The sequence below is a fragment of the Bacillus sp. Bos-x628 genome (assembly GCF_040500475.1).
Lineage (GTDB): Bacteria > Bacillota > Bacilli > Bacillales > Bacillaceae > Bacillus > Bacillus maqinnsis.
In genome coordinates this window covers 573,253-589,482 of the sequence record NZ_CP159358.1, presented here as the reverse complement: position 1 = coordinate 589,482, position 16,230 = coordinate 573,253, and the positions used below count along the sequence as shown (strand labels likewise).

The following is a 16,230-nucleotide window of genomic DNA, read 5'->3' as shown; positions in this document are numbered from 1 at the left end:
TATCAAAAATCACACTAGATTCATTCAACACCATAACATAAAATCATTTCACTTTTAAAGAATTCAGCTTGTAGACAGGGTCTACAAGCTAGAGAAAGGCCTCTTCAACCTTTCTTTTTTATTTCTTCTATTGTGTTTATACAGGTTTCAATATCATTTGATTGTAAGAGATGAAAAATAGATTGTAGACTGGAAAACTCTAAATCCCACCATTTTAATGTTTGAAGTTTTTCAATCTTGTCATGAGAAAACCGATATTTCATGAGTTGCTGCGGGTTTCCTGCAACGATTGCATATGGTGGCACATCTTTTGTGATCACGCTGTTTGCACCAATCACTGCCCCATTTCCTATGCTTACACCTGACATAATGGTTGCACCATATCCAATCCAGACATCGTGTCCGATTTGAACATCTCCTTTTGATTTTGGATGCCCTCTTATATGGGCAGCTTCTTTGAAAATTTGGTTAAACGGATACGTGGTGACCCAATCTGTTCGGTGCTCGCCACCCAGAAAAATTTTCACTTCATTGGCAATGGAGCAAAATTTCCCTATTTTTAAAGTGGCTCCTTCTCCCCATGAGAGCACTTGAAAGTCCGGTCCGGCATAAGAAAAATCACCGATATCATACGAGGTGAGTTCACTTCTTTGGTTTAGAAACATATAAGATCAGACCTCCTAAGCAATTGATCTTAGTATGTATATGCCAATAGGAACTATTCCATTATGATTGGACAAGCGCTACAATCTGTTTTTTCTTCCATACAAGCTTGTAGTAGCCGTATTGAAGTAGTAAGTTCACAAAAAAGGCTGCAGGATAACCTATCCAGATCCCTTTGATGCCAAGTGAAGTGTAGTGTGACAGCACATAAGCGACTGGAACTTCAACAAGCCATATAGAACAAATACTAAAGATCGTCGGCCATAATACTGTTCCACTTGCTCTCATGGTTGCAGCAACGATTTGAGCCGTACCAAAAATGAGATAACTCCATAATGTAATGACTACTAAACTATATGCAATGTCAATCGTTTGAGGATCTGTTAAAAAGATTGATAAAATCTGAGGAGCAAAAATATAGACGAAGACAATGATTAAACCGCCAATGGCAAAGTTTAATCCTAGCCCTATTTGAATGACATCCTTGAGACGATTGTTATTCCCTGAACCTATAAATTGAGCCGCAAAGATGGAAACTGCAATACCAAGGCTAACCGCCGGCATTTGAACGTAACTCACCACTTGATTGACAACACCATAAGCAGCTGTAGCCTGTGATCCATAATCGTTAACAAAAGAAATTACAGCAATTTCCGATAAAGAAATCAAGATCATATTAATACTAGAAGGGATACTTAATTTTAATAAAGTTTTTAATAAATCCCCTTTCATGACTAGGTGCTTTCTGACAGATGCATCTATACGCAGTGGGTGCTTTGTCTTAAATAGATAAATATGGAGAATAATGAACGTCACGATTGTTGAAATAACAGAGGCATACGCAGCGCCGTACAATCCGAAAGCGGGTAGTCCTAGCCAGCCGAATAAAAGGATCGGAAGTAGCAAAATATTCGTTCCGGTACTAATTATTAAGAAATAAAAAGGCGTTTTCGAATCGCCAGTTCCTCGTAAAAATGTCGTATACACAAAATAAAGAAATAAAATCGGCATAGAGATAAATAGAATTCTGGCATATGCTGCACTTTCCTCAATAATATTTGCAGGTGTTCCCATGATTTTTAAAATATCCGTCGCAAAAAATCCTCCAATGATGGCCAAACTTAATCCGATTAAAAAGGTAAACGATAGGGTTGTTCCAATGATTTCCTTTAAACTCTTTTCGTTTTTTGCTCCATAAGCTTGTCCAATGAGGATGGAACTTCCTGATCCAATCCCAATTGAAAAAGAAACGAGTAAAAAGAAAAGCGGAAAGAATGCAGAAATAGCAGCTACTGCATCCTCTCCAATCCACCTACCTACAAATACAATGGAAACAAGCTGTCCAATCGATTGTAAAATATTGCTTAATAAAAGCGGTACAAGAAAAATGGACATTTTTTTTAATAATTGATTGTTATTTAACGTCATGTTGTATCTCCTTCTCTTTCTAAAGATTCTCGGCTAAAAAGCTGACAATTTGGTCTTCTATTTCTTTTCCTTTTTCATCATCAACAAGATGGTTCAATAAAATCGAGAAAGCAAGTGTCTTTCCTCCCTGTGTTTCGATATAACCAGAAAGTGTACTAACGGTAGTTAATGAACCTGTTTTCGCCCGTACCTTTCCAAGTGTAGCCGGTCCTTTCAATCTGTTTCTTAATGTTCCCCCAATCATTCGGTCACTTGCCCCCGCTAACGGGAGAGCATCTAAATAAGTATTGAACCATTTTTCCTTTTGAATCTTCGTTAGGAAAAGAGTGAGCTGATTTGCAGACACAAGATTCATCGGTGATATCCCGGAACCATCTCTTAACACCGTACGTGCAGTATTGATACCAAATGCGGGCAGCCGTTCATTTAAAACGTCTAGTCCTTCTTCAAAGCTTCCTTTGTTCTTGACCTTCTTTCCAAGTTCCTTTAGCAAAATGTCTGCATGGGTATTGTTGCTTAATTTCATCATAGGAACCAGCAACTCTGATAAAGGAATGGATGAATGGACAGCTATTTTCTTTGCTTTTTTGGGGATTTGTTTTGTTTTCACTTGTCCTTTGACCTGGATTCCCTCTGACTTGAGCGCACGTTTCATTAAGTCTAATGCATAGTTTGTTGGCTCCCATAATGCGACCCATTGTCTTACTGAACTGGCATTGAGCGGGATCGTACCAGTTAAAGTGATTTCGTTTGTACCGTGAGAGCGCTTAAAAGAGATTTTCTTTTGCCTTCCGTCAGGTACAGTTTTTACTTTGTTGACCACATGAACGATGTCGGTATTAGGGGTTATATGATATGTTGCCTTATGACCTGCTTTTTTTCCTGGTTTTACTTCGACAATGATTGTTCCTGCATCATAGTCTCGATTAGGCGAAGCTGTGAGAGCAGATATTTGCGCGCCGTAATATTGATCTTCGTCACTCCACGGGAGGTCAATAGAATGACGGGTATCGTCAAACCATGTATCATCTGCCACAAGATGCCCGCTAATGGTATGTATTCCTGCCTTTTTGACCTGTTTTGCTAATGCAGCAAAGTCCTGCTCTAATAAAGTCGGGTCTCCTGTTCCTCGGAGATAAAGATTGCCATTTAATGCTTTCTTTCGGATAGATCCGTCCATCCATATGTCTGTAGGAAATGTGTGTTTTTCACCAAGTATATCAAGGGCTATGGCTGATGTGAAGAGTTTCATATTGGAAGCGGGAGTCAGTCTGATGTCAGCTTGGTGTTCGTAAAGAAGAGAGGTGTCAGAAGTATCGCGGACGCTAATGCCTGAGATTGCGCCATCTAGATCAGGTGATGTTCGAATCAACTTGTCTAATGCTGTCATCCATTCCGTTTGATCAGTACGAGCTGTTAGTTGTTCATCTTTCATGGAAAAAGGCAGGAATAAAATGAAAACCATGCAAACTTGCAAGAAAATGAACTGAGAAAAACGCTTCACGCAACCCCTCCTTTTTTTGAAACAGTATCACTTAGAGAAGATTATGTTCATTATACACAAAAGAACGTTTGTTCTCAAAGGTTTTTTAAACAGTAAGGTCAGTTTTTTTTGAGGTAAACTGACAAGCTCTTTATTTTATCTGGATTCCACCCATCGTCTCCCCGAAGAACAGCTTGAACCGTTATTTAATTGGCTTCGCTCTTTGATAGAATGGTTGACCATTTGACGCGTTTTGTCACGTTGCTCCCAGTTCCGGTTGACCCATATTCTCTGTATCGAGCGGTTCTTTCATGATCAGGGTGATTCCAATTATGCCACCCCTCTAGTTTGATATGATCATCCATTTTTGTATGCAGGAAAAGTCACGGCTGAATGAGGTCTACAAGGCTGACCTAAATAAACGGATTGGGTACTTGCTGTTTCCTTTTTTAAAGTTGAATCAATAAAAACGTAACCGAACTTTTGTGTTTCTGTAGTGAATGCTGCAGTAATATACCCATCTCCAAGACTTTTTATTTCAGCATTTTTAAACACAGCAGTGGCTGAGCCAAAAATGTTCATTCATTGGATGAAAAAACACCCGCCGCTTTATTTTGTGGATGTTTTTTCAGACTTCTCATATTTCATCGCATAAATGCCTTCATTTTCAATCCATTCACAGAATAGGACATCTTTATGGGAAGAGATATGCTGCCGCTTTAACTGTTGTTTGAGCCACGTCTCATCAAAACCTGCTTCTTGTAAGTCTTTTTTTAAAATTTCCCCATCAATGATGAATGTTCTAGGCAATTTGACTTCTTTTCCTTTCACATTCACATCTTCTGCTGTAGCAGGTGTGTACTTAATTTTAGGAAGGACACTGACAGAGCCGTCAGTTTCTAAAATGGCGTATTCAATTTCATTTAGAGCAAAATGGCCTTTTGCTCTTATGAGCGTCTGTAGCTGATTCAAATCAAGCATATTCTTTTTCAAACGGTTGTAGTGAATGTGCCCCTTATCAATGACAAGCGTCGGTCTTCCTTCTAAAAAAGCACGAATCGATTTAAATCTTTGCGAAAGCCATTCAACTGTGTAGATCAGGACGCCCCAAACACCTACGGCAAAGAGAATGTGTAAAAAGTTAATCTCTTGGTCAAAAATGGCATTACCGACCATTTCCCCTAATATCAGTGCAGAAATAAAATCAAAAGGGGTAATTTGTGCAAATTGTGTTTTTCCTAATAATTTTGTAATAAAAAACAAAGCAAAAAAACCAATTACCAGCTCAATAAAAATACTAAAAAATGGCACAGAAAAACCTTCCTCTCTTACAGCATTTACTTACAGCATGTACATGAAAGGAAGGATCTAAACTACTTATGAGGGCAGTAAAATAAAGGCGTCGTCTCCCTTAATATATGTTTCATACGATTTTTGACGCATACGTCATCTGGTGCTTGAAGAGAACCTGATGAAAGATCAATCTTCCAAACATGCATCGGACAGAATACATGATCCGCTCACCATTCCATTAGCAAGTACTCCGCTTTTATGACGCATCGTTTTTCAATGGCTTTAACTGCTTGTTAGATTGAAAATCAGCTAACTCAAGCGTATCGCCAGCGACTGTTTTCCCTAGTTGTAGCGGAAAAAAGTGATGGTGTATCAAACCATATTGGCATCATAAAAAGCCATGAAAAAACTCCCCTAAGGCGGCAATCAGATTTTTATTTCATCTGTCTACCTTTAGGAGAGCATATCAATTTGCTCTATTTGATAAACACCCTTTGTTTGACCTACTTCGGCAGGACCGAACTCCCCATTAAATAACGGTCCACCTCATGTGCTACTTGTCTGCCTTCGTTAATGGCCCAGACAATCAGACTTTGACCGCGTCTTGCATCTCCCGCTGCAAACACGCCTTCTACATTTGTTGTAAACTCCCCATATTTTGCGTCAATTCGATTGTTTTTGCTGTTTACACCAAAGTGTTTCACTAGTGGCTGTTCAGCTCCCTCAAAACCAATCGCAATAAAGACAAGCTGAGCTGGCCACACTTTTTCTGTTCCTGGAATTTCATGAAATTCAAACTTCCCTTGTTCGTTTTTCACTTTTTCCATTTGAATAGTATGAAGCTCTTTTAATTTTCCATTTTGATCAGCCACCATCTTTGTCGTTTGAATGGAATATTGGCGCGGATCTTCTCCGAATTTTGCCTGTGCTTCTTCATAAGCATAATCTAATGAGAAGACATAAGGTTGCTCAGGCCACATATTATCCCCTATACGTGTATCTGGAAGCTTTGGATGCTTCCCGAACTGAACAACACTTTTTGCTTTTTGGCGAAGTGCAGTCGCTACACAGTCAGCCCCTGTATCCCCTCCGCCAATGACAATCACGTCTTTTCCTTTGGCGTCAATAAAATTCTTATCTTTAAATCCAGAATCAAGCATGCTTTTCGTTGCAAGTGTCAAATAATCCATCGCAAGGTGAATCCCTTTTGCTTCTCGGCCTTCAATTAATAAATCCCTTTGTTTTTGTGCACCAGTGCAAAGGATAATAGCATCAAATTGTCTTTTTAGCTCATCTGCTGTCACATCTACACCGATTTCGGTATTGGTCACAAAGTCAATGCCTTCTTGTCGAAGAAGTTTGACTCTGCGCTCTACAACCTCTTTATCTAGCTTCATATTTGGAATCCCGTAGGTGAGAAGCCCGCCAAGACGATCGGATCGTTCAAACACTGTGACGGAGTGTCCTGCCTGATTTAATTGATCAGCACTTGCAAGTCCTGCTGGTCCTGATCCTACAATGGCAATCTTTTTGCCAGTGCGGTTTGAAGGAATTCTAGGATTAATCCATCCATTCTCAAAGCCTTTGTCAATAATCGTCCGTTCAATATTTTTAATTGATACGGGTGGATCATGAATGGCAACTGTGCAAGAGCCTTCACAAGGTGCTGGGCATACTCTCCCCGTAAATTCAGGGAAATTATTCGTTTTTTGCAGTCTTTCAAGCGCTTCTTTCCATCTTCCGCGATACACAAGATCATTCCACTCTGGGATTAAATTGTAGATCGGGCAACCGGAAACGCCACCCCTAATTTCCATCCCAATTTGACAAAACGGCGTCCCGCAATCCATACATCTAGCACCCTGCTTCTTTAATACCTCATCTGTATATGGAGCTGAATATTCTTTCCAGTCATTTTGGCGAGTGAGAGGGTCACGTTCATTTGGCTTTTCTCGTTTATATTCCATAAAACCTGTTGCTTTGCCCATTGTCCTCTCCCCTTTCTTAATGAGCAAGGGCTGCTTTTTGCCCGTTTGCCGTGTCTTTATTTTTTGGTTTCGTATTTGCCTCAAATGCGAACATGACAGCTTCTTCATGACTGAGACCAGCTTGCTTTTGTTCTTCAATGCTTTGAAGCATCTTTTTGTAATTTGTCGGAATGATTTTGATGAATTGATTCTTTTCTTTATCCCAGTTTTCTAAAAGCTGAGAAGCTTTTGAACTGTTTGTATAGTCAAGATGCTCCTTAATCATTTGTTTTACTTCTAGTTCTTCTTCATGATCTATGAGTTTTTCAAACATGATCATTTCCAAATTACACATTCTTTTGAACTGCTTCGCATCTGACGTATGCACGTAAGCAACACCGCCAGACATCCCTGCACCAAAGTTCTTCCCAACACTGCCTAAAATGACGACACGTCCGCCAGTCATGTACTCACAGCCATGATCACCGATACCTTCAACGACAACATTCACACCTGAATTACGAACGGCAAATCGTTCACCTGCACGTCCATTGATATACGCTTTGCCGCTTGTCGCACCGTAAAATGCAACGTTACCGACTATGACATTTTCATGTCCGTTTTGCACAAATTGATCAGATGTTTTGACAACAATCTTTCCTCCGGAGAGTCCTTTGCCGACATAATCATTGGCATCACCCGTTAAATATAAAGACATCCCTTTTGGAACAAATGCGCCAAAGCTTTGCCCTGCTGAGCCAGTGAAACGAAGGGTGATCGTATCTTCAGGCAATCCTTCTTCGCCGTAGCGTTTAGATACCTCGCTGCCTGTAATGGTTCCGGCGACACGATTGATATTTCGAATTTTGAGTGATAGATCAACCGGTGTTTGATGATTCAGCGCTTCCTGCACATAAGGAAGAATCTCATTCATATCGAGTGATTCATCAATTTTGTGATTTTGCGGTGTTCTGAAGGTTCGAGCCCCTTCTGGTTGATAAAGCAGTGTATCCAAGTTGAGCTGCTTTGCTTTCCAGTGTGCTTTCGCGCGATCACTAACTGCTAAAACATCAGTACGCCCAATTAATTCATCCATTGATGTAAACCCAAGTTCTGCTAAGATTTCTCTTACTTCCTCTGCAATAAACATCATGAAGTTCACAACATGATCGGGGTCACCCATGAATTTCTTGCGAAGTTCTGGATTTTGTGTAGCAACGCCAACTGGACAAGTATCTAAATGACATGCTCTCATCATCACACATCCTAGGACGACAAGCGGTGCTGTTGCAAAACCGTATTCTTCTGCTCCTAAAATCGCAGCCATGACGACATCGCGGCCAGTCATTAATTTTCCGTCGGTTTCTAGTACCACTCGCTCACGCAAGCCGTTTAAGACGAGTGTTTGATGCGCTTCTGCCAAACCGAGCTCCCAAGGAAGTCCAGTATGTTTAATACTTGTTTTTGGCGAAGCACCAGTTCCTCCGTCATAACCACTGATGACAATGACATCTGCAGTGCCTTTTGCCACACCTGCTGCAATCGTTCCGACACCTGCTTTAGAGACTAGCTTCACACTAATGCGGGCATCACGGTTTGCATTTTTCAAATCGTGAATGAGCTGAGCCAAATCCTCAATTGAATAAATATCATGATGTGGAGGCGGTGAAATCAGACCGACACCTGGTGTAGAACCACGTACATCTGCCACCCAAGGATACACTTTATTTCCAGGGAGCTGACCGCCTTCCCCTGGCTTTGCGCCTTGTGCCATTTTAATTTGCAATTCATCTGCATTAACCAAGTAATGACTCTTTACTCCAAAGCGACCTGAGGCAATTTGTTTAATGGCGCTTCTGGTATCGTTACCTTGTTCATCGACTGTGAAACGTGCAGGGTCTTCTCCGCCTTCCCCGCTGTTACTTTTACCGCCAATGCGGTTCATTGCAATAGCAAGTGCCTCATGTGCTTCCTTACTTAAGGATCCGAAGGACATGGCCCCTGTCTTAAAGCGGCGCACAATAGATTCAGCAGATTCAACCTCTTCCAGAGGAACCGGCTTTTGTTTTGGAGTAAAAGCGAACAGGTTTCTTAAGAACCCGATTCTTTCTTCGTCTGCTGCCTTTGAATATTGCTTGAATAGGTCATAATCATTTTTACGGCATGCCCATTGAAGAGTATGAATGGTTTTTGGATTAAAGGCATGATGTTCCCCATTTTTTCTCCATTGGAATTCACTTCCTGATTCTAGCGTTTGATCAGTAGAAGCCTGATACCCCGCTTGATGGCGAAGCTTTGCTTCACTAGCGATTGTGTCGAGATCAATTCCGCCAATCTGTGAAGCTGTTCCAGTGAAATATGCTTGAATGACATCTTCACTAATGCCGACTGCTTCAAAAATTTGTGCACCTCTATAACTCTGTACAGTGGAAATACCCACTTTAGACATGACTTTTACAACTCCCTCGGTCACGCTTTTCCCAAACCTTGTGACCGCTTCATCAAAGCTGATGGAAATCACTTCTTCATCAATGAGTTGCTTATATGTTTCATAGACTAAATAAGGATGGATCGCATCTGCTCCGTAGCCAATCAGTGCGGCGAAATGATGGACCTCTCTTACTTCTCCAGACTCGACGATGAGGCTCACTTTCGTTCTTAAGCCTCGACGTACAAGATGTTGATGAAGAGCACTTAAAGCAAGAAGTGATGGAATCGGGACCTTTTGTTCTGTCATCTCGCGATCTGATAGAATCAATAAGGAAATCCCTTCGCGAATGGCTTTTTCCGCCTCTTCAAACATCGTATCAAGCCCGCGCTTTAAATCATTTGTAAAAAGTGTATGAATCGTTTTACTTTTAAAGGCATTATGAACGATTGTTTTCAACCCGTTAAATTGCCCGCTTGTTAAGACAGGTGTATAAAGTTTGATTCTACGGCATGAATATTCATTCGGGTGAAGAATATTCCCCTCTGCACCTAACCATGTCATGGTTGATGTCACGAGCTGCTCACGGATCGCATCAATCGGTGGGTTGGTCACCTGTGCAAACAGCTGCTTGAAATAGTTGAATAGTGATTGCGGCTGATCTGATAAAACCGCAAGTGGTGTGTCACTTCCCATTGAACCGATTGGATCCTTGCCTTCCTCCAATAAAGGAATTAAATACTTCTGAATGTCTTCGTACGTATAATGGAAAGCGCGCTGACGAGCTAGCAGATCATTCATTATACTAGAATTTTCTGAATTTTCTTCTGTTGGATTGACATGAATCATCTCTTCATCAAGCCATTTTTGATAAGGAAGCTCATTGGAAATGGTGGACTTCACTTCTTCATCAGAAATAATTCTTCCTTCTTCTAGATCGATTAAAAGCATTTTTCCAGGCTCAAGACGATCTTTATATTTCACATCTTCCTCATTTGTTTCAATCACGCCTACTTCTGAAGAAAAAATGATATGATCGTCATTTGTGACGTAATATCTTGCCGGTCTTAATCCGTTACGGTCTAAGATGGCCCCAATTTGTTTACCATCTGTAAAAGAAATGGCCGTTGGTCCATCCCACGGCTCCATTAAAGAACTGTGATATTCGTAAAATGCCCGTTTCTCTTTTGACATGTGTGTATTTTCTGTCCATGGTTCTGGAATCAGCATCATTGCTGCATGAGCAGGTGTACGGCCAGCAAGCACAAAGAATTCAAAGGCATTATCTAATATGGATGAATCACTTCCGTCTGCATTTAGCACTGGCAAAATCTTGTTTAGATCTTCTCCGAAAGCTTCAGACACGAATTGTTGTTCTCTCGCTCTCATCCAATTGATGTTTCCTCGTAAAGTGTTAATTTCTCCGTTATGAATTAAATAACGGTTTGGATGAGCTCTTTCCCATGTAGGAAATGTGTTTGTACTAAATCTGGAATGAACAAGTGAAAATGCAGAGACAAATGTTTCATCCTGAAGATCAAGATAAAAATCATCGACTTGATCTGATGTTAAAAGCCCCTTGTATACAATGGTTTGACTTGATAGGCTGACAAAGTAAAATTGTTTTTCTTCTTTGATTCCCCAATTTTCAGCCTGCTTACGAATGACATATAATTTTCTTTCAAATGACAAACGATCTGATACGTTTTCATTTGCTCCAATAAACACTTGCCTTACAACTGGACAGCTTTTCGCTGCGACAGTACCGATTTTCCCAGCATCGACAGGAACCGTCCTCCAGCCAATTAACGTTTGGCCTTCTTGTTTAATGAATCCGTTGATTTTCTGTTCGATGGCTTGCCGAGTTTTTTCATCATCATCTTTTGAAAAGAAGACCATTCCTACCCCGTAACGACCCTTTTCAGGAAGTGTAAATTCTTTGCAGTTCTTTCTAAAGAAAGCATCTGGCAGTTGTACCATTAAACCGGCACCATCACCTGTATACGGATCACTGCCTTGCCCGCCGCGGTGATCGAGCTGGCACAGCATTTGTAATCCCTTTTTGACGATGCTATGTGTCGCCTTCCCTTTTAAATGGGCGTACAGTCCGATTCCACATGCATCATGTTCAAATTCAGGACGGTAGAGACCTTGTGGTTGTGGTAGTTGATTATAAGTCATCGTTTCTCTCCCCCGTTTACAGATCCGTTTTTTCACAGTGATAAAATCTCACAAACTCTGTAACTTATTTTAAGTTTTCAAATTGATATAAACAATATATAATTTAGATCAAAACAATCTCTTTTTGAGATAGATGGGTGTGAACTGCAAAAATGGAGCTTCGTCAGTTACGTTATTTTGTAGAAGTTGCTGACCGTGAACACGTGTCAGAAGCAGCAGAAAACTTACACGTCGCGCAATCTGCTATCAGCCGCCAGATTGCCAATTTAGAAGAAGAACTCGGAGTCGCCTTGTTTGAACGAGAAGGACGTAATATTAAATTAACGAAAATCGGCAGACAATTTTTAGATCATGTCAGAACTGCATTAAAGGCAATTGATTATGCAAAGGAACAAGTTGATGAATACCTAAATCCACATAAAGGAACAGTAAACATTGGATTTCCTACAAGTCTTGCAAGCCAGGTGCTTCCTTCTGTCATTTCTGCTTTTAAGCAGGAATATCCAGAGGTCGATTTTTTACTTCGTCAAGGTTCATATAAATTTTTAATTGACGCTGTAAAAAATCGAGATATTGATCTCGCCTTTTTAGGACCTGTACCGACGAATGATCCTCAAATAGAAGCTAATATTCTGTTTTCAGAAAGCATTTACGCACTCTTGCCTATTAGTCATCCTTTTAGCGGACAAAGCAGTATTCATTTAAGTGATTTGAGAAAAGATCATTTCGTTTTATTTCCTGAAGGGTACGTGCTGAGACAAATTGCGGTCGATGCATGCAAGCAGGCTGGATATGAGCCGACTATATCGTCAGAAGGTGAGGATTTGGATGCAATTAAAGGTTTAGTATCGGCTGGGATGGGTGTTACCTTATTACCCGAAAGTGCCTTTTATGAAACAACACCGAGGTTTACGGTGAAAATTCCAATTGATTTTCCTCATGTACGAAGAACGGTTGGGATTATTGCTTCTAAAGCAAGAGAGATGTCTCCTTCTGCACATGATTTCTATTTTTTCGTGAAGGATTTCTTTTCAAAAATTGAACAATATAAATAGTTCATTAAAACAAGACAATTCATTTGTAGAAATAATCTCTTTTTGTATATGATGAGTGACAGAACAACAGACTATAATGGAAGAAAGGTAATCTTATGAAATCAATCTTGTCGTTTTTAAAGCCTTATCGGCTATCCGTTGTGACCATTGTCATCCTAACCTTTTTAAGTAGCATGCTCCAGTTATATTTACCAACACTGACTGCAGATATAGTGGATGTTGGTATCGTCCAAGGAGACATCACTTATATATGGAAAGTTGGCGGCTGGATGATCGCCTGTTCTTTACTTGCGATCTTACTCACTGTCTTGAAGTCCTACCTTTCATCAAAGACTGCGCTAGGTTTCGGTCGTGATATCAGAAGACAGCTTTTTGTCCATGTTGAACAATTTTCGTTAGAAGAATTTCAAAAGATCGGTACGTCTTCATTCATTACTAGATCGACTAATGATGTGAAGCAAGTACAAGATGTGACAATTATGATCTTACAAATGATGACGAGAGCACCTCTTATGCTTGTCGGTGGGATTATTTTAGCTGTCTCAAGAGATGCTGTCTTATCTCTTATCTTTTTAGCAGCCCTTCCTCTTCTTGGCGGGTTTATCTATTTGGTTTCAAGAAAAGCCATTCCACTATTTGGTCTGCTCCAGAAAAAAACAGACCGCTTGAATTTAATAATGAGAGAATCTCTTTCAGGCATTCGGGTCATTCGCGCATTTAACCGAGTCGATGACGAAAAGGAACGCTTCCAAGAAGAAAATACATCCTATAAGGACACTGGCCTCAGGGTCAATCGGTTAATGGCCTATTTGTTCCCGTTTATGCTCATCATCATGAACTTTACGAATATTGGAATTGTGTGGATTGGCGCAAATCGCATTGATGCTGGGCAAATGGAAGTAGGAAATTTAATTGCTTTTATTCAATATGCCATGATGATTTTAATGGCACTGATTATGCTATCTATGAGTTTTATTATGGTCCCAAGGGCACAGGCATCAGCTAAACGCATGAACGAAGTGTTGAACATGGAGCCAAAGATTCAAGACGCAGATCAACCGTTTCCTCACCTTGATCAACCGATAAAGTCTATTCGCTTTGAGGATGTGACATTTTATTACTCAAACGCTGAAAAGCCGGCGGTTCAAGGAATTACGTTTGAAGCCAAAGTTGGTGAAACGACAGCTATTATTGGAAGTACGGGTTCAGGGAAAACAACCCTTCTTCAACTCATGACTCGCTTTTACGAAGCCACAGAGGGACGGATTACACTAGATGGTGTAGATATCCGAGAAATCCCTCAGGAGATACTGAGAAGTCAAATGGGCTATGTTCCGCAAAAAGCCGTATTATTCAGTGGAACCATTGCTGATAATGTTCGCTTCGGTAACGAGGATGCAAGCGAGGAAGAGATTTGGCAAGCACTACGCACTGCACAGGCTGAAGAATTTGTTTTGCAAAAAGATGGCGGAATCGATGCAGAGATTGACCAAGGTGGATCAAATCTATCTGGTGGTCAAAAGCAGCGGCTTTCGATTGCAAGAGCACTCGTCAGAAAGCCTGCATTCTACCTGTTTGACGATAGCTTCTCTGCTCTCGATTACAAAACAGATGCCAAGCTTCGGAAAGCGTTAGAATCTGAAAAACAGTATTCTGCCCTGATCATTGTCGCTCAAAGAATTAGCACAGTGAAACATAGTGACAAAATCATTGTGCTAGATGAAGGGAAAATCGCTGGAATTGGGACGCATGAACAATTAATTCAAGAGAATCTCGTGTATCAAGAGATTGTCGCTTCACAAGGAAGTCAGGAGGTGCAGCAAGGATGAGTAAAAAAATGTCTTCCGGGATGGGTCATAAAGGCGGTCATCCTAGAGGGCCGGTAGCAAAGCCGAAGGAATTTAAAAAAACACTCCTTCGATTGGCCGGCTATTTAAGCCCAAGAAAATTCCAGCTCATCATTGTACTGATTGCGGCAATCGGTTCGACCGTCTTTAACGTGATTAGTCCAAAATTACTCGGGGATGCCACCTCTTCCCTATTTGAAAGTTTTACACAAAAAACAGCCGTTCAATACGATGTCATTTCTCGAATTTTATTGTTGCTCCTCTTGTTGTATGTCGTCGCTGCTCTCTTTTCATTTGTCCAACAATATGTCATGGCTGGTGTATCCCAAGAAACCATTGCCGAATTACGACACGAAGCAAATGAAAAGCTCACACGTCTCCCCCTTCGTTATTTTGATAAAACAACTCATGGGGATACACTAAGCCGTGTGATGAATGATATTGATAACATTAATACATCACTTCAACAAGCGCTCACTCAGGTGATCACTTCTGTTATTACAGTGATTGGTATTGTTGTCATGATGCTTTTCATCAGTCCGTTTTTAACCCTTCTCGTTTGTTTGACGCTGCCACTAAGCCTAATCGCAATTCGAGGCATTACGTCATTTTCTCAAAAGCATTTTAAAGCGCAGCAAAAAGAGCTGGGTATGATCAACGGCCACATTAATGAAATGTTTACAGGTCATCAGACGGTCCGTGCATATGGGTATGAAAAGAAAGCCATTGATACATTTGACCAATTAAACGAACGGCTGTATGAATCTTCAAGAAAAGCTCAATTCATATCCGGTCTTATGATGCCGATGATGACGTTTATCGGGAACCTTGGCTATGTCGCAGTGAGTGTTGCAGGCGGAATTCTTGTCATTAATGGCAGCATTCGTGTTGGGGATGTTCAAGCCTTTATCCAGTACACGCAGCAAATGTCACAGCCGCTTGTTCAAGCATCTAGTGTCGCAAACTTAGTTCAATCAGCCATTGCTTCTGCCGAAAGAGTATTTGAAATTCTCGATGAAGAAGAAGAAAGTGCCGAAGAGCAAGCGTCTATTGATCTTCAATCGCTAACAGGCGATGTGGCCTTTGAACAAGTGCAATTCGGATATGATCAGGATCATCCGATTATTAAAAACTTGAGCTTGCATGTGAATGAAGGACAAACGGTTGCTATTGTAGGACCAACAGGTGCAGGAAAAACAACGATTATTAACTTGTTAATGCGTTTTTATGAATTAGATGAGGGCTCTATTCGCATTGGCGGAGTAAAAACCACAGATCTCAGCCGTGAGCAAGTCCGTGAATTATTTGCGATGGTTCTTCAAGATACGTGGCTTTTTGAAGGCACGATTTACGATAACATTGCATATGGCAGGCAGCATGTGACAAAAGAAGATGTCATTAACGCTGCGAAACATGCCTATGCAGATGATTTCATCCGTACGCTCCCTGAAGGATATGACACACTCTTAACGGAAGATGCTAGCAACCTTTCACAAGGTCAACGTCAGCTATTAACCATTGCCCGTGCAATCTTATCTGATCCAAAAATTCTTATTTTAGATGAGGCCACGAGCAGTGTGGATACACGAACCGAGATGCATATTCAAAAGGCAATGAACGAACTGATGAAAGGCAGAACGAGCTTCGTTATTGCACACAGACTATCGACGATCAAAGACGCCGATCTCATTTTAGTCATGAAAGACGGGACGATTATTGAAAAAGGCACTCACAGCGAGCTATTGCAACAAAACGGCTTTTATAAGGATTTATATATGAGCCAGTTTGCAGAACATCATGTGAGTTAACTAAATGAAAAGGATAGAAACACATGAAAAGTGTGCGTTTCTATCCTTTTTCTATTTTGTTATACTTTCACACTCTT

At 40.7% G+C, this 16,230-nt stretch carries 11 protein-coding genes; 3 read left to right on the top strand and 8 right to left on the bottom strand.

Annotated features, from left to right (window positions below):
- Window positions 1–104 precede the first annotated feature (104 nt).
- The 8 genes from ABVJ71_RS03175 to gltB form a co-directional block, all read right to left on the bottom strand.
- Window positions 105–665, bottom strand: coding sequence for a CatB-related O-acetyltransferase (locus tag ABVJ71_RS03175; protein ID WP_353855570.1), 561 nt, complete (start codon window positions 663–665; stop codon window positions 105–107).
- A 61-nt stretch (window positions 666–726) separates the two neighbouring features.
- Window positions 727–2,091, bottom strand: coding sequence for an MATE family efflux transporter (locus ABVJ71_RS03170; RefSeq protein WP_353855569.1), 1,365 nt, complete (start codon window positions 2,089–2,091; stop codon window positions 727–729).
- 19 nt (window positions 2,092–2,110) lie between these two features.
- Window positions 2,111–3,526, bottom strand: a complete 1,416-nt coding sequence (gene dacB, locus ABVJ71_RS03165; protein ID WP_353855568.1) for a D-alanyl-D-alanine carboxypeptidase/D-alanyl-D-alanine-endopeptidase — start codon at window positions 3,524–3,526, stop codon at window positions 2,111–2,113.
- A gap of 254 nt (window positions 3,527–3,780) precedes the next feature.
- On the bottom strand, window positions 3,781–3,939 hold the full coding sequence (locus ABVJ71_RS03160; protein WP_353855567.1) for a pectinesterase family protein: 159 nt from the start codon (window positions 3,937–3,939) through the stop codon (window positions 3,781–3,783).
- The gene (locus ABVJ71_RS03155; protein WP_353855566.1) at window positions 3,932–4,156 is read right to left on the bottom strand and encodes a hypothetical protein; all 225 of its coding nucleotides are present in this window, start codon (window positions 4,154–4,156) and stop codon (window positions 3,932–3,934) included. Before ABVJ71_RS03155 ends, ABVJ71_RS03160 begins: the two co-directional genes overlap by 8 nt.
- A 27-nt stretch (window positions 4,157–4,183) precedes the next feature.
- On the bottom strand, window positions 4,184–4,885 hold the full coding sequence (locus tag ABVJ71_RS03150) for a DUF421 domain-containing protein (RefSeq protein ID WP_353855565.1): 702 nt from the start codon (window positions 4,883–4,885) through the stop codon (window positions 4,184–4,186).
- Window positions 4,886–5,370: 485 nt separating this feature from the next.
- Complete coding sequence (gltD, locus tag ABVJ71_RS03145) at window positions 5,371–6,855, bottom strand: glutamate synthase small subunit (RefSeq protein ID WP_353855564.1); 1,485 nt, start codon at window positions 6,853–6,855, stop codon at window positions 5,371–5,373.
- A 16-nt stretch (window positions 6,856–6,871) separates the two neighbouring features.
- Window positions 6,872–11,443 carry a glutamate synthase large subunit gene (gene gltB, locus ABVJ71_RS03140; protein WP_353855563.1) on the bottom strand — a complete coding sequence of 1,524 codons (4,572 nt, stop codon included), beginning with the start codon at window positions 11,441–11,443 and terminating at the stop codon, window positions 6,872–6,874.
- A 152-nt stretch (window positions 11,444–11,595) separates the two neighbouring features.
- Between gltB and ABVJ71_RS03135 the strand changes: the two genes are divergently transcribed.
- The 3 genes from ABVJ71_RS03135 to ABVJ71_RS03125 all read left to right on the top strand — a co-directional run bounded on the left by ABVJ71_RS03135 (window position 11,596) and on the right by ABVJ71_RS03125 (window position 16,153).
- A complete protein-coding gene (locus ABVJ71_RS03135; RefSeq protein ID WP_353855562.1) occupies window positions 11,596–12,498 on the top strand; it encodes a LysR family transcriptional regulator in 903 nt (300 codons plus the stop codon).
- A 95-nt stretch (window positions 12,499–12,593) separates the two neighbouring features.
- On the top strand, window positions 12,594–14,327 hold the full coding sequence (locus tag ABVJ71_RS03130; RefSeq protein ID WP_353855561.1) for an ABC transporter ATP-binding protein: 1,734 nt from the start codon (window positions 12,594–12,596) through the stop codon (window positions 14,325–14,327).
- Window positions 14,324–16,153, top strand: coding sequence for an ABC transporter ATP-binding protein (locus tag ABVJ71_RS03125; protein WP_353855560.1), 1,830 nt, complete (start codon window positions 14,324–14,326; stop codon window positions 16,151–16,153). Before ABVJ71_RS03130 ends, ABVJ71_RS03125 begins: the two co-directional genes overlap by 4 nt.
- The last annotated feature ends 77 nt before the right edge of the window (window positions 16,154–16,230 follow it).